We start from the raw sequence: 22,086 nt of genomic DNA, 5'->3' as shown, positions 1-22,086 counted from the left end.
TAGACTTTAAAGATACTAACAAGTCTAGTATTTACAAAGAGGTGTTGGTTGTTTTAACTATTTATGTAGAGATTCTATTTACAAATTCCAAATAGACCATGCTTTTTCGGCTTGTAATTTCAACATATTTAGGCCATTTATAGTTGTGGCTTGGTTTTTTTTTCCAAGTTTTAAAAAGGTAGTTTCTTCTGGATTGTATATTAAATCGAACAATATATGATTGTTATTTATGGCGCTGTAAGGAATATTTGGGCAGTCGTCAACATTTGGAAAAGTGCCCAAAGGCGTGCAGTTTATTATGATTTGATGATTTTTAATATCATTTTCGCTTAGCTTATCATAGGTAAAAGCTACATGTTTTGAAGGGTTTCTAGATACATATTTATATGAAATCCCCATTTTTTTTAAACTATAAGCAATGGCTTTACTTGCTCCACCAGTACCCAAAATTAAAGCCTTTTTATGGTGAGATTTTATATAAGGCTTAAGAGATTTTTTAAAGCCATAACAATCTGTATTATATCCAATTAAATTACCTTTTTTAGTTATTTTTATGGTATTAACTGCGCCAATTGCTTTGGCTTTTTTATTTACTTTATTTAAATAAGGAATCACAACTTCTTTGTAAGGAATAGTTACGTTTAAGCCTTTTAAATCTTTAGTGTTTTTTATTATTGAAGGAAATAAATCAATATTTTCAATATCAAAATTCTCGTAAGTGGTATCCTTAATATTTTCATCATCAAATTTATTTTTAAAATATGCTTTTGAAAATGAGTATGATATATTTTTACCTAAAAGCCCTAATTTATTCATTTAATTTTTCTAGTTTTTTGCCCGTACCATTCTAATGCTAAAACAATTATAATTCCAATAAAAATAAAGCCTATAGCATAATAAGTTTCAATATTTAGTTCTGGTATAAAACGTTTATAATTCTTTACTACTTTTGTTCCTGTTGAATCAAAAAGAAAACCGCCATCTTTATTTAATTTGTAAATGGTTTTTTTCCAAGGCCAAACAACACCTAACGATCCAATAATAAATCCTATTATTGTTGAAAGCGTGATACTTTTATAGTGTTTTAAAATATAGCTTAAAACATGAGAAAATGTAACTAAACCTGTTATAGAGCCTAATGTAAATGCTCCAAGAACTTTAAGCATTCTAACACGTTCAAGATTATTATAAAAACTAAAATCTCCACGAAAAATTTCTGCAAAAGAATCATATAAAGCATTTACAGAATCTACTAAAAGAAGCACATAGTTACCTAAAAGAATAAGAATAAATGAGCCAGAAAATCCAGGAAGTGTCATTCCAGAAACGCTAATTATACCGCAGAAAAAAACAAACCAAAGGTTGTCGTTTTCTTTTGCAGGGTTTAAAAAACTTATACCAATGCCTATTAAAATTCCTATTGATAATGATATGTATGTTTTATAATTCCAATCTTTAAAATCTTTGTTTATGTAATAAATTGAGCCAATAATCATTCCAAAGAAAACACTCCAAACATAAAGCTCATAGTAGCTAATTAAATAATCTAAAATTTTGGAAATACTGAAATAACTAACTATCATTCCAAAGAAAAGTAAACTCAAAAACCTACCATTTATATACCTGTAAAAACTTTTAAAACGACCATTAAATAGTAATTTAAAAGCTTTTCCGTTTACCTTTTTTAGTGAATAAATAAACTCTTCATAAAAGCCAGCAACAAAAGCGACAACACCACCAGAAACTCCAGGTACTTTATTGGCAGCACCCATACCTAATCCTTTTAGGATTAGAAAAATTTTATCGGGAAGTGTTCTTGTGCTTTCCATTGTTACTTTTTAGATCCTAATTTTTCAAGTATGAAAATAGTTAAAAAACCTAAAATTATTAAAATGATTGCATAAAGAAGTTGATGATCTCCTTCAAATGAGAAAGGTGAAACACTTTCTTGTAACAACGGCGATTTTATACCTTTTGAATTTGTGTGAAATGATAACGTTTTTTTCCATGGCCAAACTTTGTTTAAAGAGCCAAAAATAAAACCTGTTAATACGGCTAATGTTATGTTATGATAATGTTTAAAAAGCCATTTTAAAACATGGCTAAAACTTAATAGACCAATGATAGCTCCACTTATAAAAATCAATAATTTCTTTATATCAATATCATGAATAGCATCACTAAGGGTTTTATAAGCTCCCAAAATAATTAATATGAAAGAGCCCGAAATACCAGGCAATATCATAGCGCAAATAGCAATAGCCCCTGCTAGAAATAAAAACCAAGAATTTTCGTTTGTAGCTAAAGATGGTAATTTACTAATGTAAAAAGCTATAGCAGCTCCTATTATTAAGGCGATAATGGTGGCTATATTCCATTTTGTTATTTGTTTACCAACAAAATAAATACTAGCTATAATAAGTCCAAAAAAGAAAGACCAAATTAAAACCGGATGATACTCAAGTAAATATTTGGCAAGTTTCATGAAAGAAACAAAACTGATAATTATTCCAGATAATAGAGCTAAAATAAAATTACCATTTAATTCCTTCCAAAAAGCTTTAATTCCTTTATTAAAAAGTGTTTTAAATAGTGAGATATTAACGTTACTAATAGTATTAATTAACTCTTCATAAATACCAGAAATAAATGCAATAGTTCCACCAGAAACTCCTGGAACTGCATCTGCAGCTCCCATTGCTAATCCTTTAAAAGAAATGATTAAATAATCTTTAAGACGTCTATGCATATTTGATTTTTAAGCTAAAACCAAAGGTATACATTTTAATTAAACGTTTACTTATAGATTTGTTTTTAGTAAGTTTTTAACAAGTATTTTATTAGCTACTTCAGGGAAAAGTTCTTCAATGATAAATGAATATTCTTCGTTATGTTTGATGCCGTTTTTTAGATGAAAAGTACCTTTGTCATTTTCATTTAAGCAAAAGTATAAACCTGCTAAACGATATTCTAATTCAGCATTTTCTGGGTAGAATTCTACAGCTTGTTCAAAATTATAAATCGCAGCTTCAGGTTCACCAAGTTTAATTAATAAATCGCCACGAGATAACCAAGTGTTTAATTCATAATTACCCAATTCTAATGTTTTTTTGAAACCACGTTCAGCTTCCTCATAAAAATTAAGTCTTTGATTAATTTGAGAATATAATTTCCAATAAGTTACATTTTCTGAATCAATGTTAATGGCTTTATTTATAAAGTATAATGCTTTTTGGTAATCTCCTTTTCTATTATGAAACTTTGTAATAGCTATCCAGCCTTTATCTAATAAAGGGTCTTCATGAACAGTTCTATCAAAAAATTGAAGCGCTAAATCATCCCTTTTTAATTTTTCGTGGCAATTACCAATACGCAATAAAGCAAATGATGTTGGATCATCTAATGTTAAGGTAATTGTATAGTTTTCAATGGCATCTTCGAATCTTTTTAATTTTTCTAAAACTTTACCACGCTCAAGATAGGCGCCAACAAAAGTATCATCTGAAATAATAGCAAAGTCAAATGATGTTAAAGCTTTTTTGTAATCTTTTAAAGAAAAATATTGTTTACCTAATTGATGCCATGCGACTTCACAATATGGGTTTTTATCTAAAAACATATTTAAATACGAAATAGCCTCTTCATATTGATTTAGAAACTCAAAGCAATAAATAATATTATAAAGTGCAGAATAATCGTCCAAATCAGATTCTAAGCACTTCATAAAATACATTTTAGCATCTTCAAATTGATCTAGAAAGAGGTATTCCATACCAATTAAAGAGTATAAATCTACAACATCATCAGTAAGCTTTAATGCTTTTTTTAAAATATCAATAGCTTGGTAATGGTCATCTTTTTTAGAAAAAATATTAGCCTTTTGAATGTAAATTTCTTCATTCATTGGGTCTAATGTGTACAATTCATTTAGTAATTCGTCGGCCTCAATAAGTTTATCTTCAAAAACATAAACTTCTACTCTAAAAAGTCTTAAGTTAATAGAAGTTGGGTGTTGGTCTAAACCTAGTTTTATAGCTTTTTTTGCTAAGGCAATTTTACCTTGGTTTAAATAGTGATGAATGATGTTTTCAAATTCCTCTGAATCAAAGAATAAAACGTGATTAGTTTTCAACATTGATTCAAACTTTGTGAGAGACAGGTCTTGGTTGTCGTTATGACTAAACTCCATAGGCAAATTTGTAAGATTCTAGCTGATTAAATTTAAGCTTCTATTCTTCTTATTGTTAATTTTTGATTAAATGTTTTTAACAAAGTAATGAACATTTGCATTATTTGTAAATATTTTTTACTTATTAATTATTGATTATCAGTAGTTTATATGTTTTTTATTGTTGTTGTATTTCGTCTAACAAATCTATGATTATTTCACATCCTTTAATGATTTCATCATTTGAAATGGTTAAAGGTGGTGTAATTCTTACTGCTTTGGGCTCAAAAAGTAGCCAAAAAAGTATTAAACCAGCTTCTTGACATTTCAAAATTAATGAGTTTGCTGTATCAGAAGAAGGTGTAATTATGGCTAGCATGAGTCCTTTTCCTCGAATTTCTGTAATTAAAGGATGCACTAAAAGTTTTCTGAAAAGTTGTTCTTTTTCAAGTGCTTCTTGCATTAAATTGCTTTCAGTTACTTCTTTTAAAGTGGCTAAAGCAGAAGCAGCAATTACAGGATGTCCTCCAAAGGTAGTAATGTGTCCTAGTTTAGGATTATCTTGAAGTAAATCCATTAATTTACTTGATGCCGTGAAAGCACCAATAGGCATTCCGCCACCAAGTCCTTTGCCTGTTACTAAAATATCTGGTATACAATTGTAGTTTTCAAAACCAAAAAGTTTTCCTGTTCGCCCAATTCCCGGTTGAATTTCATCTAAAATAAAAAGCGCACCAACTTCATTGCAACGTTTTTGGACTTTTTGTAAGTAATTATTTGATGGTACAATAAAGCCTGCACCACCTTGTATAGTTTCTAAAATAACACAAGCTGTCTTTTTTGTAATATGTTTTAAATCACTTTCATTATTAAAAGAAATAAATTTTACATTTGGTAAAAGTGGTCTAAAAGCTTGTTTGCGTTCTTCAAAACCCATAATACTCATAGAGCCCATAGTGTTTCCATGGTATGCTTTATTTGCTGAAATAACCTCACTGCGTCCAGTAGCACGTTTAGCTAATTTTAATGCACCTTCAATAGCTTCAGTTCCAGAGTTGACTAAGTAAGTCTTTTCTAATGATGAAGGTAAGTTTTTAGCTAATAATTTAGTGAGTTCTACGGCTGGTTTTTGAATATATTCTCCATAAACCATAACATGCATGTACTTATCTAATTGCTTTTTAATTGCGCTTATAACTTTTGGGTGATTATGACCAAGAGGTGTTGCAGAAATGCCAGCAACAAAATCTAAGTAGGCTTTGTTATTAGAGTCATATATATATGAACCATTAGCATAAGAAATTTCCATAGCTAATGGATGTGGTGTTGTTTGTGCTTGATATTTGAGGAAATCTGAGTTCATTTCAAAATTTAATTTTCTGGAACTTCAATTAATTCTGCTCCCCAAATATAGAAGTTGTCCTCCGATTGTATATTAAAAATTGCAACTTTTAGCCTATTTCCATCTTCTTCTTTTTTACAATTAATATAATAGTTTTTCCACATTGAAGTAAGTTTGATTTCAGAAAATTCATATGTTGAATGACCTATGTGCTCTTGTAATCCTATTTTTATTATTCCACTTCCCTTTAACCATATAGAAAACTTGAAGTTCCCTTTTATATTTGGAACATGTTGGTATATATAACCATTTTTTTCTCCATTGCCGATAATATTATCAGCTGTTTGTTTTTTATTTGGAGATAATGTTACATTAGATTTTATTGTAATATTACTTTTTAACCAATTAATTGAGTTGAAATCTTCATTAGATTTTAATAAATTTCTTTGAATTTTATTTTTTTGAGAAGTATTTCTTAATAATTTATTTTGTTTAATTGATTCTAAACGCTCCATCATCTCGTCATCAAAAAAAGCTTCTTGAGGAACATAATCTTCCAATCCTTTTATAGTAGGTAACTCAAATGGTGGGTCATCTTTAAATAAATCTTCAACACTTAAAGGACGTTCTTCCTCACGCCAATCAAAACCTTTTAAAATTTTCTCCTTTTCAGGGTATTTAGATTCAGGATACAAATCACCATCAACTTGATTAAATCGTGTGTATTCTTCAATATCACCATCAGCGAATAACATAGAAATACTTCCTGATTTTGCTTTATCTATACCAATTAATTCTTGTTTATCATTTCTAGTGTAAAAAATAGATTCAGCGTTTTTTATTATGTTTACTTGACGTAATTGATTTTCTTCATTAAATAAACCAACCAATCTCATGCCGTAAATTTGATTGTATCCCTTTTCACTTATGGTGTCTTTACTAATTATAAATGCATTGTTAAAAACAAGTAAAGAATCTATTTTTTCCGTTTCTGTATTTGATATTAAATGAATAGTATCTCCTGTCATTTGGTTTTCAAAATTCCACATGATTGGTTTTCGTTTAGTTGAAAATTTATCACCAGGTGAAAAGCGAGGGATATTTATCAATTTAGTGATACCCGTTTTTTGATTGGAATGAATAGAATCTGCTTTTCCGCTAATATCAGATTTAAATATCTTAGCATTGTAATACGCATTTATAATACGGTTATCAGGTTTCCCTGTAACCATTATTTTATCGGCGTGTATATAAATCGAATCATTTTCTTGTATAGTTATAGCTAAAGCTCGTTTAGTTATAAAAACAGAATCTTTTTCTTTAAAAACCTCGGCATAATGTCCTTTTATAATGCTGTTGTTTATTGTATCTGTAACTTTAATATTATTAGTTGCAGACGCGAAGCTCGTGTTGTTGTCAAAGTAAAGACTATCTCCTTCTATAATTCGATTATCGTAATTAATTTTTGCTTTTTTTAGCGCATATCCAACTTTTTTTTCAGTATCATAAAATCCTTTTTCACAATAAGTTTTACTTTCTGGTGTAGTTATAGTTGAAGGTCCAAATAAATAGGCATAACCAGTATCAGAATAAAAGTCGAAGAAATTGGAATTTATTGTTGTACTGTCGTTTACCAATACAACATCTTCAACAAACTGATATTTTTTAATATCCATATAGTATCTACCAATTTTGCTAGTAATGGTTCCTGATGAATCTTTTACAACCGTGCCACCATTTTTGTAAAAAGATTGTTGCTTTAAACGATCAAAATATAAAGTATCTGAAGATATTGTAGAATTAGGGTCTTTTAAAACTACATCTCCACTCGCAAAAGCTAATTCGGTTATACCACTATATTCAATATACTTTGAAGTCATATTTATAGTGTCACCTTGAATTAATTTCACATTGCCATAAGCTTCTATGAAATTCTCCTTTCCATAATGAATAGCTTTGTCACACCACATATTTGTCCCTTGATGACTTATTTGTACTTGCTGAGAATCATCACGTGTTAGAATTTTTGCTCCAGGATAATTTTCTTCATCTATGGTTAGTTTACCAGCATATTCAATTTCAATTTTCTTTTTTGTTTGAGCTTGAATATTAATGGTTGAAACAAAACCTAATAAAAGTATAAAAAGTAAAATTTGCAGTTTGTTCAAAATGTAAATAGTTTGTCGCAAAAATAACGATTAATCTTATGTTTAAGTATATTGAAACAAAAAACGCTCCAAAAAAAATTGAAGCGTTTTAAGGATAAATATTTTGATGTGTTTATTATGCTAATTGTTGTCTGAAAATAGTCTGTTTTCTATCAGGACCAACTGAAACAATTGTAATTGGAATTTCTAATTCTTTTTCTAAAAATTCTATATAGTCATTTAATTCTTTTGGCATTTGAAAACCTTCAGACATTTGTGTTAAATCTTCTTTCCAACCAGCAACTTCTGTATAAATAGGTTGTACGTTTTCTGGCTCAATATTATATGGCAAATGAGAAATAGTTTCACCTTTATATTTGTAAGATGTACATACTTTTAAAGTTTTGAAACCAGAAAGTACATCCCCTTTCATCATCATTAATTGTGTAACGCCATTAACTTGACAAGCATATTTTAAAGCTACTAAATCTAACCAACCGCAACGTCTAGCCCTACCTGTAGTAGCTCCAAATTCATTACCTACACGTCCCATAGTTTCACCATCTTCATCAAATAATTCGGTAGGGAAAGGTCCAGAACCAACACGTGTTGTATAAGCCTTGAATATTCCAAATACCTCACCAATTTGATTAGGAGCAACACCTAAACCTGTGCAAGCTCCTGCAGCAGTGGTGTTACTTGAAGTTACAAAAGGATATGTTCCAAAATCGATATCTAAAAGAGAACCTTGAGCACCTTCTGCAAGAATAGTTTTTCCAGATTTTTGAGCTTGATAAATATATTCCTCAGAATCTATAAATTTTAATGATTTTAATACTTCAATGGCTTTAAAAAATTCAGCCTCTAATTCTGATAAATCATATTCAATTTCAGCGTTATAAAAAGCAATCATAGACTCATGTTTGTCTGCTAATGCTCTATATTTTTCTTTCCAGTCACTTAGTTCTAAATCACCTACACGAATACCATTTCTGCCAGTTTTGTCCATGTAAGTTGGACCAATTCCTTTTAAAGTAGAGCCTATTTTAGCCTTACCTTTAGAAGCTTCACTAGCTGCATCAAGTAACCTGTGAGTTGGTAATATAATGTGTGCTTTACGAGAAATAAGTAATGATTTTCTGTAATCTACACCTTGTTCTTCAAGTTTATCTAATTCTCCTTTGAAAATAACTGGATCTATAACTACACCATTTCCAACAAGATTTGTAGCATCATCATGAAAAATACCTGATGGAATTGTGTGTAATACATGTTTACGTCCGTTAAAAACCAAAGTGTGTCCTGCGTTAGGACCGCCTTGAAAACGTGCTATAATATTGTAGTTTGATGTAAGTACGTCAACAATTTTTCCTTTGCCTTCGTCTCCCCATTGTAATCCTAGTAGTAAATCTACTGCCATTGTAAAAATTAGTTTTTTGTGGTTGATTTTCTATTTCCGTAAAAATAGAGCGAGTGGTTATTAATTTCAATATCGAATACTTCTTCGATTGTTTTTTTAATAGACTGAATTCTAGGGTCACAAAACTCAATAACTTCACCTGTATCGGTAAGTATTACATGATCGTGCTGTCTATCAAAATATGATTTTTCGTATTGTGCTTGGTGATTTTGCCCAAATTGGTGTTTTCTTACTAAACCACACTCTAAAAGTAGCTCTATGGTATTGTAAAGTGTAGCACGAGATACTCTATATTTTTTGTTTTTCATATTAAGATATAGAGATTCTATATCAAAATGCTCGTTATTGTTGTAAATTTCTTGTAGTATAGCGTAACGTTCGGGGGTTTTTCTGTGCCCTTTGTTTTCTAAAAAGTTAGTAAATACACTTTTTACTATTTCTTGATTTTTTGTATCTGCTTTAGCATCCATAATTTCGTCGCAAATTTACACTTTTTTTACACTCTAGTAACTTTATCTATACCATTAATTTTTTTAAGTTTCTCTAAAAGCTTTTTTATAATGGTATTATTTTTTACTACTACATTTATTTTTCCAGAAAATAAGCCGTCATTACTTTGAAAACTAATGCTTTTCATATTAACATGCATGTTTTCTGAAATTATAGTTGTTATGTCATTTACCAATCCTATATGATCAATACCCGTAATTAGAATTTTCACTAAAAACTCTTGTTGTGTAGAATCTATCCATTTTGCAATCATGATTCTGTAAGCATAATTAGATTGTAGACTTACTGCATTTGGGCAATTATATTTATGAACTTTTAATCCTTCATTAACGGTTAAAAAACCAAAAACATTATCTCCTGGTATGGGATTACAACAATTGGATAATTTATAATCAAGTTTTTCTTCTTCTTTTCCAAAAACAAGAGAATCGAATTTTACTGTAACTTCATCTTTTTCTAACTCTTCCTTTTTAATAGGTGCTTTTCTAGAGATTTTACTTTTAATATAACTCATAAAAGCGTTGCTTCTTGACGAAGCGTAGCTTTTAAGCATTGTATTGTCTATAGAACCAACACCAATTCTATAAAATAAATCTAAACTTGTTTTTAATTTAAAAAACCGAACCATTTCGTTAATTGATTCTTCGTCTAAGTTTATTTTAAGTTGTTTTAATTTTCTACGTAAAATTTCTTTACCATCTTCACCAACACGTTTTTTATCTTCTTTTAATGCAGATTTTATTTTACTTCTAGACCTAGCAGTAGTGGCATAATCTAACCAGTTTGCATTAGGCTTAGCATTTTCTGAGGTTAATATATCTACTTGGTCACCACTTTTTAATTTATGACTTAGTGTTACTAGTTTCCCGTTTACTTTAGCACCACGTGTTTTCATACCTACTTCAGTATGAACATTAAAAGCAAAATCTAGTGCAGTAGCTCCTTTAGGGAGTGATTTTAATTCTCCTGTTGGGGTGAAAACAAATATTTCTTTAGAGTATAAATTAAGTTTGAACTGTTCTACAAAATCTACAGCATTTGTTTCTGGGTTTTCAAGAGCTTCTTGAAGACGATTAATCCAACTTTCTAAATTATCTTCTTTTTCACTGCCTTCTTTGTATTTATAATGTGCAGCATAACCTTTTTCTGCAATTTCATTCATGCGGTTACTGCGTATTTGTACTTCAACCCAACGCCCTTTTGGTCCCATGACAGTAATATGTAAAGCTTCATAACCAGTGCCTTTAGGTGATGAAATCCAGTCACGAAGTCTAATAGGGTTGGGTCTAAAATGATCTGTAACAATGGAATAAATTTTCCATGCTAAAAATTTTTCGGTTTTGGGATCTGCATCACATTGATATATAATACGTATGGCAAATTTATCGTAAACTTCATCAAAGGGAACACCTTGGTTTAGCATTTTTCGGCGAATAGAAAAAATGGATTTTGGACGTCCTTTTATAGTATAATCAAGATTTTCTTTATCTAAAGAGTTTTGTATAACTTCACTAAACTGGCTAATATAAAGATCTTGTTCTTCCTTGCTTTCCTTTATTTTACTTAAAATATCATTATAAACATCTGGTTCGGTATATTTTAATCCTAAATCTTCAAGTTCGGTTTTAATATTATAAAGCCCAATTCTATGAGCTAAAGGAGCGTAAATATAGAGTGTTTCTGATGCGATTTTAATTTGTTTATCGGCACGCATAGAATCCATAGTTTGCATATTATGGAGCCTGTCTGCGATTTTAATAATGATAACCCTGACATCATCATTTAGGGTTAATAACATTTTACGAAAATTCTCTGCTTGTAAAGACACATCCATGTCTTTTTCTTTGCTTAAAGAAGAAATTTTTGTTAGTCCATCAACAATTGTAGCAACAGTTTTACCAAATTCTTTTTCAATATCCTCAATTTCATAATCTGGGCTATCTTCAACAACATCATGTAGAAGCGCAGAAGCAATAGATGTAGCATCCAAGCCAATTTCTTGAGCTACTATTTTTGCAACAGCAATGGGGTGAAAAATATAGGCTTCGCCAGATTTTCTACGTTGATTTTTATGACCATCTAAAGCAACTTCAAAAGCTCTACGAATAAGCTTTTTATCATCATCAGTAAGTGTTGTGTAACTAACTTTTAGTAATTCTTTGTAGGCTTTGGTAATGGCTGCATTTTCTTTTTCTATGGCTTCCTCTGTCATAAATTAAAAGTAAGATAATCTATATTAATAACCAACATGTAATATGGTTTTTATAGCTAATTTTTAAAGTTTTACGAATTTAAAAAACTAATGAGTTTTGAAATGGCTTTTCCTCGATGCCCAATGCTATTTTTTAATTTTAAATCCATTTCTGCAAAAGTATTGTTGTAATCTTTGGGTTTAAAAATAGGGTCGTAACCAAAACCTTTTTCACCATATTTTTCTTTAGTAATTTCACCTTCACAAATACCTGTAAAAGTTTTAATTTCATTATTTAAATGTAAAGCTACAACGGTTTTAAATTGTGCTTTTCTATTAGTTTTATTATTTAATTTTTTTAATAATTTGTTCATGTTATCTTTAGCATCTCTTTGTAGACCAGCATATCTAGCAGAATAGACTCCTGGAGCGCCGTTTAGAATATCAACTTCTAAACCCGTATCATCTGCAAAACAATCATAACCATATTTGGTTTTAATATATTCAGCTTTTTGAATAGCATTACCTTCAATAGTGTTTTGGGTTTCAGGAACATCTTCAATACAACCAATATCTTTTAAACTTAATAGTTTTATGTGTTTGGGGATTAAAGCTTGTACTTCTTTGATTTTATTAGGGTTGTTAGTAGCGAAAACGAGTTGCATGATTTATTCTATTTTGGAATTCAAAAATACTACTGTATTCAATTTAAAAAAACAAATATTTTTTTTTTAAATTTATTTTTATAGATATTTGTTTGCCCGAATCAGAATTACTCTCTCTCACTTAATATGCTTTAGGCTTATTTTCAATGATATATATGATGCTTTGAAAATTTATAGTGTCTTAATTTTTAAAAATAAAGTACTTAGGACAATGAATAAATTTGTTTCAAATTAAGCAGTTTCAATTTGTATGGGTAACAATAGAAAAGCCTTTTAATGAAAAAACTAGAAAAGACAATTAAAAAAAGATACTATTTTTTCATGCTTACAATTGGAATAATAATTGTTTCAGGTGTAATAGTTATAGATAATAGTATTAATTCACAGAATGATGATGCACATATTTTAAATATATCAGGTAAACAGCGTTATTTAAGTCAGGGTATTGATAATCAGATTTTTATTATCGATCGTAATAAAAATAAACTATCTATTAGTGATGATTTAAATAAACTAAAAGGACTAACTAATGAATTTGAGTTATCAAAACGGTATTTGTTTACTAATAATTTAAAAAATGGGAAAAATAAAATTATTGATTCATTATTCAAAGTTTTAGAGCCCTTTCACAATAAAATAGTAAATTCTAGTAGAGCAATTCTTAATAATCCGGAGGAAGGAGTAATAAAAAAATCATTAGAAACTATTTCAGAAGCTAAAAATCCTTTTCTAATAACTATGGAAATTATAGTTAATACTTATGAAAAGGAAGCTGGTATAAAACAAAGAAAATTAAAAAATACAATATTATTTCTTGCAATTATTTCAGCTATTATATTAATTGGCGAGTTCCTGTTTGTTTTAATGCCTGCCTTTAAACAGTTGTTTCAAAAAAACGAAAAAATATTAGAGGCTAATAATGAATTATCCTTATCTCAAAATAAAATAAAAGCAAATATGTTAGAGTTAACAAAACTCAAAACAGATTTAGAAATTAAAGAGGCATATAACAAAATTTTTATTGAACAGGCACCAACAGCAATTGCAATGCTTGATAATAATATGTGTTATATGGCTGTTTCTCAAAGGTGGATAACAGATTATAAAATGGAAGGAAGAGAAATCATAGGAAGTTCTCATTATGATCTTTTTCCAGAAATAGGTAACGAATGGAAAGAAAACCATAAAAAGTGTCTTAATGGAGCTATTGATGTATGTGACGAAGCGCTTTTTCCTCGAGCAGATGGTTCTATTCAATGGATTTTTTGGGATGTACGTCCATGGTATATTTCTGAAGGTAATATAGGAGGTTTGATAATGTATACAGGCGATATTACTCATATAAAAGAAAAAGATCAAGAAAAGGCAAGGATAGAGAAAATTTTAGAAAGTACAAACAAAGTAGCAAGAATAGGAACTTGGGAATTAGATTTAGCTACAGATAAGTATACTTTAAGTAACATTACTTGTGAAATATTGAAAGTGCCTGAAGGTTTTGAGGCCTATAGTAAAGAAAGTTTATATTTTTATAAAGAAGGAAAAAGTAGAAATAAAATTATTAAATCAATTAAAGATTTAATAGAAGCAGGAACCTCTTTCGATATAGAATTAGAAATGATTACTTTAGAAGGTGATACTGTATGGGTTCGTAAAATAGGTCAGGCAGAGTACAATGAAGGTAAATGTGAAAGATTATTTGGTATATTTCAAGATATAACTTCCATAAAAAAAGCAGAACAGGAATTATATAAAGTAAATGCAGATTTAAAAGCCATATTCAATTCTGGGCCTATAGCAATCGTATCTACAGATAATAATGGGATAATTAAACATTTTAATCATGGTGCAGAGCTTTTATTAGGTTATTCTGCTTCAGAAATGGTAGGTTTAAAAGAGCCAGAAATTTATCATAGTGAAGAAGAGTTAGTTAATTTTAAAGATGACATTGCTAAAAAATATGGGAAAGATCCAAACGGATTTAATCCTTATTTGGAATTAGCCCAACATGATGAATACGATACACGAGAATGGACTTATAGCAGAAAAAATGGCTCTACATTTCCAGTTCAGTTGACATTAACTGCAATTAAAAATGATTTAGGTGACAAAATTGGATTTTTAGGAGTGTCTTATGATATTTCAGAAACAAAAAAGAATAGAGATGAACTTTTAAGAAAAAATCAACTATTAAATTTTGCTGAAGATATTACCATGATGGGACATTGGCAATGGGATACTGTTGCCGATAAAGTTATTTGGTCTAATAATTTATATAAAATTTTTGAACTTGATGAGGAAACTATTAACTTAAAATTTAATAGTTATTTTGATTTTGTTCATCCTGATGATAAACAAATTGTAACAGATTATTTTGAAAGAGCAGCAAATGATAAAAAGTTTCATCGATTTACACACCGTATTATAACTACAACTGGTAAAATAAAAACTGTTCAATTATTAGGAGAAGTTTTTACTAATGCTAAAGGTGAGGTTATAGAAATGATTGGTACAGGTCAAGATATTACTCAGCAAAAGATGGCGGAAAATAAATTTAGAGGCCTGTTAGAGTCAGCACCAGATGCAATGGTAATAGTTGATGGTAAAGGAAAAATACAGCTTATTAATAAACAAGCAGAAAAATTATTTGGATATTCAGCTAAAGAATTGCTTGAAAAGCCTGTAGAGATACTAATTCCAGAAAGATTCACAAGCAATCATAAGTATATGGCATTTCGTGATAATTTTTTATCTAATCCAGAAACAAGAGGAATGGGTCATGGGAAATTATTATTTGGAATAAATAAAAGTGGCAAAGAAATACCTACACAAATAAGTTTAAGTCCTTTGCAAACCGAAGAAGGATTATTAGTCTCTGCAGCAATACGTGATATTACTGAGCAAAAATTGGCAGAGCGTAAAATAATTGAGGCTAAAGAAAGGTTGGAAGTGTTAGCAAATAAATTAACAAACCAAAACACTCAACTGGCAGATTTTGCTCATATTACGTCTCATAATTTACGAGCCCCAGTAAGTAATCTTAATTCACTTTTAGATTTATATAATGTATCAGAAAGTGAAGAAGATAAAGTCATATTATTCGAGAAATTTGAAAAAGTTATTCATCATCTTACAGCTACATTAAATACTTTGGTTGAAGCCATAAAAACAAAAAAAGATGGCTCTCAAATTGAAGATGTTTCTTTTGATGAAACTCTAGATAAAACAAAAGAAATACTTGCAGCAAAAATTATTAAAACAGGAGCTATTATAACAAACGATTTCTCTAAAGTCAATAAAATTTCTTATAATAAAATTTATTTAGAAAGTATTTTTTTAAATTTATTGGAAAATGCTATAAAATATAGATCTGAAGAAAGAGTTCCTGAAATATTTATTGAATCTGAAATTGAAGATGGAAAAATAAAAATAAAATTTCAGGATAATGGTATGGGGATTGATTTAGAACGGCATGGACATAAATTATTTGGATTGAATAAAGTTTTTCATAGACACCCGGAAGCTAAAGGTGTAGGATTATTTATGGCTAAAGTGCAAATTGAAACAATGGGAGGTGCAATATCTGCATCTAGTGAAGTAAACAAAGGCACAATATTTAATATAAATTTTAATTAATAAAATAGTATGAGGAACCCTTTTAATATTTGTATTGTTGATGACGATGAGATTTACCAATTTACGGTAATAAAAACAATAGAGTCTCTTAAATTAGAAAAGAAAATACTTGTTTTTTCAGATGGAGAAGAAGCATTCAGTTTTATGTTGGACAATATTAAGAAAGAGCATGAACTTCCAGACATTATTTTATTAGATATTAATATGCCAATTATGGATGGATTTCAGTTTATGGACGAATATGTAAAAATAAAACCTAATTTAGATAAGAAAATAGTAATATATATGGTTTCCTCATCTGTAGATCCTATAGATATTCAAAGGGCAAAAAATATTTTTGATGTTTCCGATTATATCATAAAACCTATAAATCCTGGAGAATTAAAAACGATTATCCAAGAATTGCACGAGAATGTAAGATAATGAGTTTTAATCTTACTTTGCTTTTTGAATAGTATTATTTCAATAGTGTTTTTTTGTTCAAAGAATATTTCTAAAGTAAATAAAGTCATTTAAACTTAATAAGTTTATTGATGTTATTTGCAACAAAAGAGAGTTGTTTTTTTGAAAATTCAAATATTCAAAAATCATTATTTATATAATAAAAAAACATAACATTTATTATCATTTTATGATTTTAATCACCTTAAAATTGTCAAAAAACCTGTATATTTAGAATATATAAATATTAAAAATGAACGAATATGACAGTAAACATTCAGTATGTAGATGTAGATGTAAGTGAAACACTTTCAGCTTTTACAAAGGAGAAATTAGAAAAGTTATTTAACAGATATGAGTTTTTAATAAATGCGGTGGTATATTTTAAGCAGGATGAGAATCATCATGAAGCCGGTAAAATTTGTAATATAGAATTAAGTTTACCAGGTCCTAGAATTTTTGCTACTTCTAACGAGCGTAATTTTGAAGTATCGGTTAGAGAAACTATAAGCGATTTAGAACGCCAACTTAAAAAACGCAAACAAGTATATAAAACCTATTAACGATGGTGATAGGGTTCGTTTTTTAAAATAGTGAATCCTCTATAAAGTTGTTCGATAAAAAATAAGCGAATCATTTGATGGGAAAATGTCATTTTAGATAGTGCTATTTTCCCATTTGCTTTTTTATAAATTTCTTCAGAAAAACCATAAGGGCCACCAATAACAAAAACCAATTGTTTTATACCTGTATTCATGTGCTTTTGCAAGTAGGATGAAAACCCAACAGAATGTAATTGTTTTCCATTTTCATCTAATAAAATTAAAACATCAGTATTGTTTAATTTACTTAAAATAAGTTCTCCTTCCTTCTCTTTTTGTTGAAATTCACTTAAATTTTTAGAATTTTTAATATCAGGAATAATCTCTAAAATAAATTTAATGTAAAAACCTAAACGCTTTTTATAATCATCAATTAATGATATAAGTTGTTTATTATCAGTTTTCCCAATGGCAATAAGCTTAATAGTCATAAAAGCAAAATTACTATTTAGTATTTATGAATAATGTATTTAAATAACAAAAAATCAAAAAAATCATAAATGTAAAATTTAATATAGCAAATCAATTTCCTATTTTTGTTCAAAACTAACTAACAATACAATATGATTACACAGGAACAGTTCGATACAGAAGTGAAAATGATAATTGCCAATGCTATAAGAGAAGATGTTGGAGATGGTGACCATAGTTCGTTAGCTTGTATCCCTGAAAATGCGAGAGGAAAGGCAAAGCTTTTAGTTAAAGATAAAGGTGTTATTGGAGGCGTTAATTTTGCTAAAAAAGTTTTTGCTTACGTTGATAAAAATTTAAAGTTAGATGTAAGAATTGAAGATGGAGCTGAAGTTTCTTATGGAGATATAGTCATGTATGTTGAAGGACCATCGCAATCTATTTTAAAAGCAGAGCGAACCGTTTTAAATGCTATGCAACGTATGAGTGCTATTGCAACAAAGACTAGAATGTTTGTTGATTTACTTGAAGGGACTAAAACTAAAATTTTAGATACACGTAAAACTACTCCAGGGATTCGAGTTTTAGAAAAATGGGCTGTTAAAATTGGAGGTGGAGAAAATCATAGATTTGCTTTGTATGATATGATTATGCTTAAAGATAACCATATTGATTTTGCTGGAGGTATTACTAAAGCCATAGAAATGACCAAGGAATACTTAAAAGATACAGGTAGGAATTTAGACATAATGGTTGAAGCTAGAAATTTAATAGAAGTTGAAGAGATTTTGAAGAGTGACGGGATATTCAGAATTTTATTAGATAACTTTGATTATGAAGATACTAGAAAAGCAGTGAAGTTAATTGGTAATAAATGTTTAACCGAATCTTCTGGTAATATTAATGAAGCTACCATTAGGTATTATGCTGAATGTGGTGTAAATTATATTTCATCTGGCTCTTTAACACACTCGGTTCATAACATGGATTTAAGCTTGAAAGCTGTAAAATAAATTTTTTAAGTTTATAACTATGAATTGTTAATTAGTAATTCAAGCATAAGTCAATCTTAAATTTAATATCTTGTTATAAATTAAAAGTATAAATGACAAAACCTATTGAAGACAAGTTAGAAAAAATTCCAATAATTAATGTCTTTGTAAGGGTTTTTAAGCAAATAAAATTACCAGGACTTGAGGGTTTATCGTTTTACGATTTATTAGAACTTTATATTACAGGAATTGTAAAAGGTGCATTAACTACAAGAGCTAGTGCTATTGCTTTTAGTTTTTTCACAGCCTTGTTTCCTTTTCTTTTATTCGTTTTAATAATTATTCCTTATGTACCAATAGATGATTTTAAAATTGAATTTCAACAATTTTTAGAATCTTTTTTACCTCCAACAACGTCAGATTTCTTCTTTGAAAATATTTTTGAAAATATAGATCAAACCCAAAGAGGAGGGTTAATATCTTCTGTTTTTGTTCTATCACTATTATTAATGGCTAATGGCGTAAATGCTGTGTTTTCTGGTTTTGAAAATTCTTATCACGAACAGCTTACCCGAAATGTATTTAGACAATATTTATATGCTTTAGGTATAGCATTAATTTTAGCGTTTTTACTTATTATTACAATTGCTGTTTTAGGATATTTTCAAATTTTTGTTGTACAAGAATTATTAGATGCTCTAAAAAATAGAGGTTATCAAGTAGACAATAGTAGTGTCTTTTGGACAGATATTGTTAAGTACACCTTTTTTATTTTTATGGTATATATAGCAACTGCAACTTTGTATTATTTTGGCACAAAAGAAGGAAAACATTCTAAGTTTTTCTCAGTAGGAGCATTATTTACAACACTACTAATTATACTCACTTCATTTTTATTTGGCATTTATATTGAAAATTTCAGTCAGTATAATAAGCTTTATGGTTCTATTGGGGCATTATTAATTCTATTATTTTATTTATGGATGAATGCCAACATATTATTATTGGGTTATGAGTTAAATGCATCAATTCAGTTTTTAAGAAAATTTCCTAAAGGGGATAATTAGTTTTAAAGCAAACCTATTTACCTTTGAGTATGCCAAATTTTATAGACGTAATCATTCCTGTTCCATTACAAAAGCTATTTACATATAGTATAACAATAGCGGAATCAGATTTTTTAAAACCAGGTATGCGAGTTTCAGTTCCTTTCGGGAAATCTAAAATTTACACTGGTATAGTTTGTAAAGTTCATAATACAGCACCAACTGCTTATGAAGCCAAAGATATTCATCAAATTTTAGATGATTCACCTATTGTAAATGAAATGCAATTACAGCTATGGCAATGGATATCCAAATATTACATGTGTACCTTGGGAGATGTTATGCGGGCTGCTCTACCAAGTGCTTTTATTTTAGAAAGTGAAACGGTTATTACAAAAAATACGGCTAAAATTATTGACGAATCTATTTTAAAAGATGATGAGTTTTTAGTTTACGAAGCATTGCATCATCAATCCTCTTTAAAAATTCATGACATTTCGAATATTCTTGATAAAAAGAATGTGCTTCCTGTAATTAAAAGATTAATTGAAAAGGAAGCTGTTTCTGTTGAAGAAGAAGTTTATGAAAAATATAAGCCCAAATTAGTTCGATATGTGAAATTGCATACAAACTATTCATCTGAAACTGCGCTAAAAAATTTATTAGAAGAATTAGGCAGAGCGCATAAGCAAAAAGAAGTCGTTCTTACTTTATTTTCAATTTCAGCTAAAACAAAAAAGCCTGTAAAAGTTTCAGATTTAGCAAATGAAAGTGATGCATCATCAGCAATTATCAAGACATTAATTGATAAAGGCATTCTTGAAGAATATCATATTCAAACAGATCGTGTACAATATTCTGGTGATGAGAATGAGGATTCAAAACAACTCAATGATTATCAAAAAACAGCACTAATTGAAATAAAAGCGTCTTTTGAAACACATCAAGTTACGTTGCTTCACGGTGTAACATCATCAGGGAAAACAGAAGTCTATGTTAAGCTTATTGAAGAGGCACTAAATAACAAAAAGCAAGTATTGTATTTGCTTCCTGAGATTGCTTTAACTACACAATTAGTTTCTAGACTTCAAAATTATTTTGGAGAACAAGTCGCCATATTTCATTCTAAATATTCATCTCATGAGCGTGTTGAGGTTTGGAATAATGTTTTAAATAATTCCGCGAAAGCGCAAATAGTATTAGGAGCGCGTTCATCTATATTTTTACCATTTAATAATTTAGGATTAATAATTGTTGATGAAGAGCACGAACAATCTTTTAAACAATTTGATCCTGCACCTCGCTACCATGCAAGAGATACAGCAGTAGTTTTAGCTAATATGCATCAAGCAAAAATACTTTTAGGCTCGGCAACTCCAAGTTTAGAAAGTTATTTTAATGCAAAACAAAATAAGTATGGTTTTGTAGAATTAATGCATCGATATAATGATGTGTTAATGCCAGATGTTGAGTTGGTAGATATAAAAGATAAACTTAAAAAGAAACGCATGAAAGGTCATTTTAGCGATAGACTTATCGAGGAAATGACGGAAACGTTAAAAGATGGACATCAAATAATATTGTTTCAAAATAGGCGCGGATTTTCACCTATTGTAGAATGCAATACTTGCGGACATTCACCACAATGTCCAAATTGCGATGTGAGTTTAACATATCATCAATACAGAAATCAATTAAGATGTCATTATTGCGGATATAATATGGCAATGCAGCAAGATTGTAAGGCTTGTGGAAGCCAAGATTTAGATAATAAAGGTTTTGGAACAGAACAAATTGAAGAAGAAGTTAAAATGCTGTTTCCAGATTATAATGTGGCGCGAATGGATTTAGATACTACACGTGGAAAATATGGTTATGAAAAAATTATTACAGCTTTAGAACAACAGGAAATTGATATTTTGGTAGGAACGCAAATGTTAACTAAAGGTTTAGATTTTAGAAATGTGAAGTTGGTTGGTATAATGAATGCAGACAATATGCTAAACTTTCCAGATTTTAGAGCACATGAGCGTAGTTTTCAACTCATGTTACAAGTATCGGGTAGAGCTGGGCGTACTGAAGAGCGCGGAAAAGTATTGATACAAACGTATAATCCACATCACAACATTTTACAACAAGTATCTACTAATAATTATATAGATATGTTTAATGAACAAATGAACGATAGATATAATTTTAAATATCCTCCCGTTTATAAGCAGATAAAAATAACGTTAAAACATAAAGATTATAATAGAGTAGAAATAGCATCAAATTGGTATGCTAAATCTTTACGTCAAGTTTTTGATACAAATGTTTTAGGGCCAGAAACGCCACCAATTGCAAGAATAAGAAATCAGTTTTATAAAAACATATTAGTAAAAATTCCTAAGCAACAATCCTTATCAAAAACAAAAGAAGCTATTATTAAAATAAATAATAGCTTCTCTAGTGTAAAAGATTTTCGGTCGGTTAAAGTAATATTAAATGTCGATAACTTTTAAATTTAGTTGGTTAA

At 29.2% G+C, this 22,086-nt stretch carries 17 protein-coding genes; 6 read left to right on the top strand and 11 right to left on the bottom strand.

The window, feature by feature from the left end; all coding sequences use genetic code 11:
- Positions 1-78 precede the first annotated feature (78 nt).
- From BT151_RS09140 to BT151_RS09095, 10 genes are all read right to left on the bottom strand, one after another.
- On the bottom strand, positions 79-816 hold the full coding sequence (locus tag BT151_RS09140) for a shikimate dehydrogenase family protein (RefSeq protein ID WP_072401486.1): 738 nt from the start codon (positions 814-816) through the stop codon (positions 79-81).
- A complete protein-coding gene (locus tag BT151_RS09135) occupies positions 813-1,829 on the bottom strand; it encodes a DUF368 domain-containing protein (RefSeq protein ID WP_072401485.1) in 1,017 nt (338 codons plus the stop codon). Before BT151_RS09135 ends, BT151_RS09140 begins: the two co-directional genes overlap by 4 nt.
- Before the next feature lie 2 nt (positions 1,830-1,831).
- Complete coding sequence (locus tag BT151_RS09130) at positions 1,832-2,749, bottom strand: polyprenyl-phosphate transporter (protein WP_072401484.1); 918 nt, start codon at positions 2,747-2,749, stop codon at positions 1,832-1,834.
- A gap of 51 nt (positions 2,750-2,800) precedes the next feature.
- The gene (locus tag BT151_RS09125; protein WP_072401483.1) at positions 2,801-4,189 is read right to left on the bottom strand and encodes a tetratricopeptide repeat protein; all 1,389 of its coding nucleotides are present in this window, start codon (positions 4,187-4,189) and stop codon (positions 2,801-2,803) included.
- Positions 4,190-4,346: 157 nt separating this feature from the next.
- Positions 4,347-5,531, bottom strand: a complete 1,185-nt coding sequence (locus tag BT151_RS09120; protein WP_072401482.1) for an aspartate aminotransferase family protein — start codon at positions 5,529-5,531, stop codon at positions 4,347-4,349.
- An 8-nt stretch (positions 5,532-5,539) separates the two neighbouring features.
- On the bottom strand, positions 5,540-7,678 hold the full coding sequence (locus tag BT151_RS09115) for an OstA-like protein (RefSeq protein WP_072401481.1): 2,139 nt from the start codon (positions 7,676-7,678) through the stop codon (positions 5,540-5,542).
- A 115-nt stretch (positions 7,679-7,793) separates the two neighbouring features.
- A complete protein-coding gene (locus BT151_RS09110; RefSeq protein WP_072401480.1) occupies positions 7,794-9,077 on the bottom strand; it encodes an adenylosuccinate synthase in 1,284 nt (427 codons plus the stop codon).
- A gap of 8 nt (positions 9,078-9,085) precedes the next feature.
- Positions 9,086-9,547, bottom strand: coding sequence for a Fur family transcriptional regulator (locus BT151_RS09105; RefSeq protein ID WP_072401479.1), 462 nt, complete (start codon positions 9,545-9,547; stop codon positions 9,086-9,088).
- 26 nt (positions 9,548-9,573) lie between these two features.
- The gene (locus BT151_RS09100) at positions 9,574-11,799 is read right to left on the bottom strand and encodes a RelA/SpoT family protein (RefSeq protein ID WP_072401478.1); all 2,226 of its coding nucleotides are present in this window, start codon (positions 11,797-11,799) and stop codon (positions 9,574-9,576) included.
- Positions 11,800-11,870: 71 nt separating this feature from the next.
- A complete protein-coding gene (locus BT151_RS09095) occupies positions 11,871-12,443 on the bottom strand; it encodes a non-canonical purine NTP diphosphatase (RefSeq protein WP_072401477.1) in 573 nt (190 codons plus the stop codon).
- A gap of 276 nt (positions 12,444-12,719) precedes the next feature.
- Between BT151_RS09095 and BT151_RS09090 the strand changes: the two genes are divergently transcribed.
- The 3 genes from BT151_RS09090 (at position 12,720) to hpf (ending at position 17,080) form a co-directional block, all read left to right on the top strand.
- Positions 12,720-16,076, top strand: coding sequence for a PAS domain-containing sensor histidine kinase (locus BT151_RS09090; protein ID WP_072401476.1), 3,357 nt, complete (start codon positions 12,720-12,722; stop codon positions 16,074-16,076).
- A 9-nt stretch (positions 16,077-16,085) separates the two neighbouring features.
- Positions 16,086-16,499, top strand: a complete 414-nt coding sequence (locus BT151_RS09085) for a response regulator (protein ID WP_072401475.1) — start codon at positions 16,086-16,088, stop codon at positions 16,497-16,499.
- Between the two features lie 281 nt (positions 16,500-16,780).
- A complete protein-coding gene (gene hpf, locus BT151_RS09080) occupies positions 16,781-17,080 on the top strand; it encodes a ribosome hibernation-promoting factor, HPF/YfiA family (protein WP_072401474.1) in 300 nt (99 codons plus the stop codon).
- On the opposite strand, the gene rlmH is transcribed toward hpf, so the two are convergent.
- Entirely contained in the window at positions 17,077-17,550 is a 474-nt protein-coding gene (gene rlmH / locus BT151_RS09075) for a 23S rRNA (pseudouridine(1915)-N(3))-methyltransferase RlmH (protein ID WP_072401473.1), read from the bottom strand. The two genes, hpf and rlmH, sit on opposite strands and share 4 nt — an antisense overlap.
- 132 nt (positions 17,551-17,682) lie before the next feature.
- On the opposite strand from rlmH, the gene nadC reads away from it, so the two are divergent.
- The 3 genes from nadC (at position 17,683) to priA (ending at position 22,072) form a co-directional block, all read left to right on the top strand.
- Positions 17,683-18,543 (top strand): carboxylating nicotinate-nucleotide diphosphorylase, encoded by an 861-nt coding sequence (gene nadC, locus BT151_RS09070; protein ID WP_072401472.1) that lies wholly within the window; start codon positions 17,683-17,685, stop codon positions 18,541-18,543.
- Positions 18,544-18,635: 92 nt separating this feature from the next.
- A complete protein-coding gene (locus BT151_RS09065) occupies positions 18,636-19,589 on the top strand; it encodes a YihY/virulence factor BrkB family protein (RefSeq protein WP_072401471.1) in 954 nt (317 codons plus the stop codon).
- 29 nt (positions 19,590-19,618) lie between these two features.
- The gene (gene priA, locus BT151_RS09060) at positions 19,619-22,072 is read left to right on the top strand and encodes a replication restart helicase PriA (RefSeq protein ID WP_072401470.1); all 2,454 of its coding nucleotides are present in this window, start codon (positions 19,619-19,621) and stop codon (positions 22,070-22,072) included.
- Positions 22,073-22,086: the final 14 nt, after the last annotated feature.

Source organism: Flaviramulus basaltis, assembly GCF_900114265.1.
Classification (GTDB): Bacteria; Bacteroidota; Bacteroidia; order Flavobacteriales; family Flavobacteriaceae; genus Flaviramulus; species Flaviramulus basaltis.
This window is presented reverse-complemented; position numbering and strand designations above follow the sequence as displayed.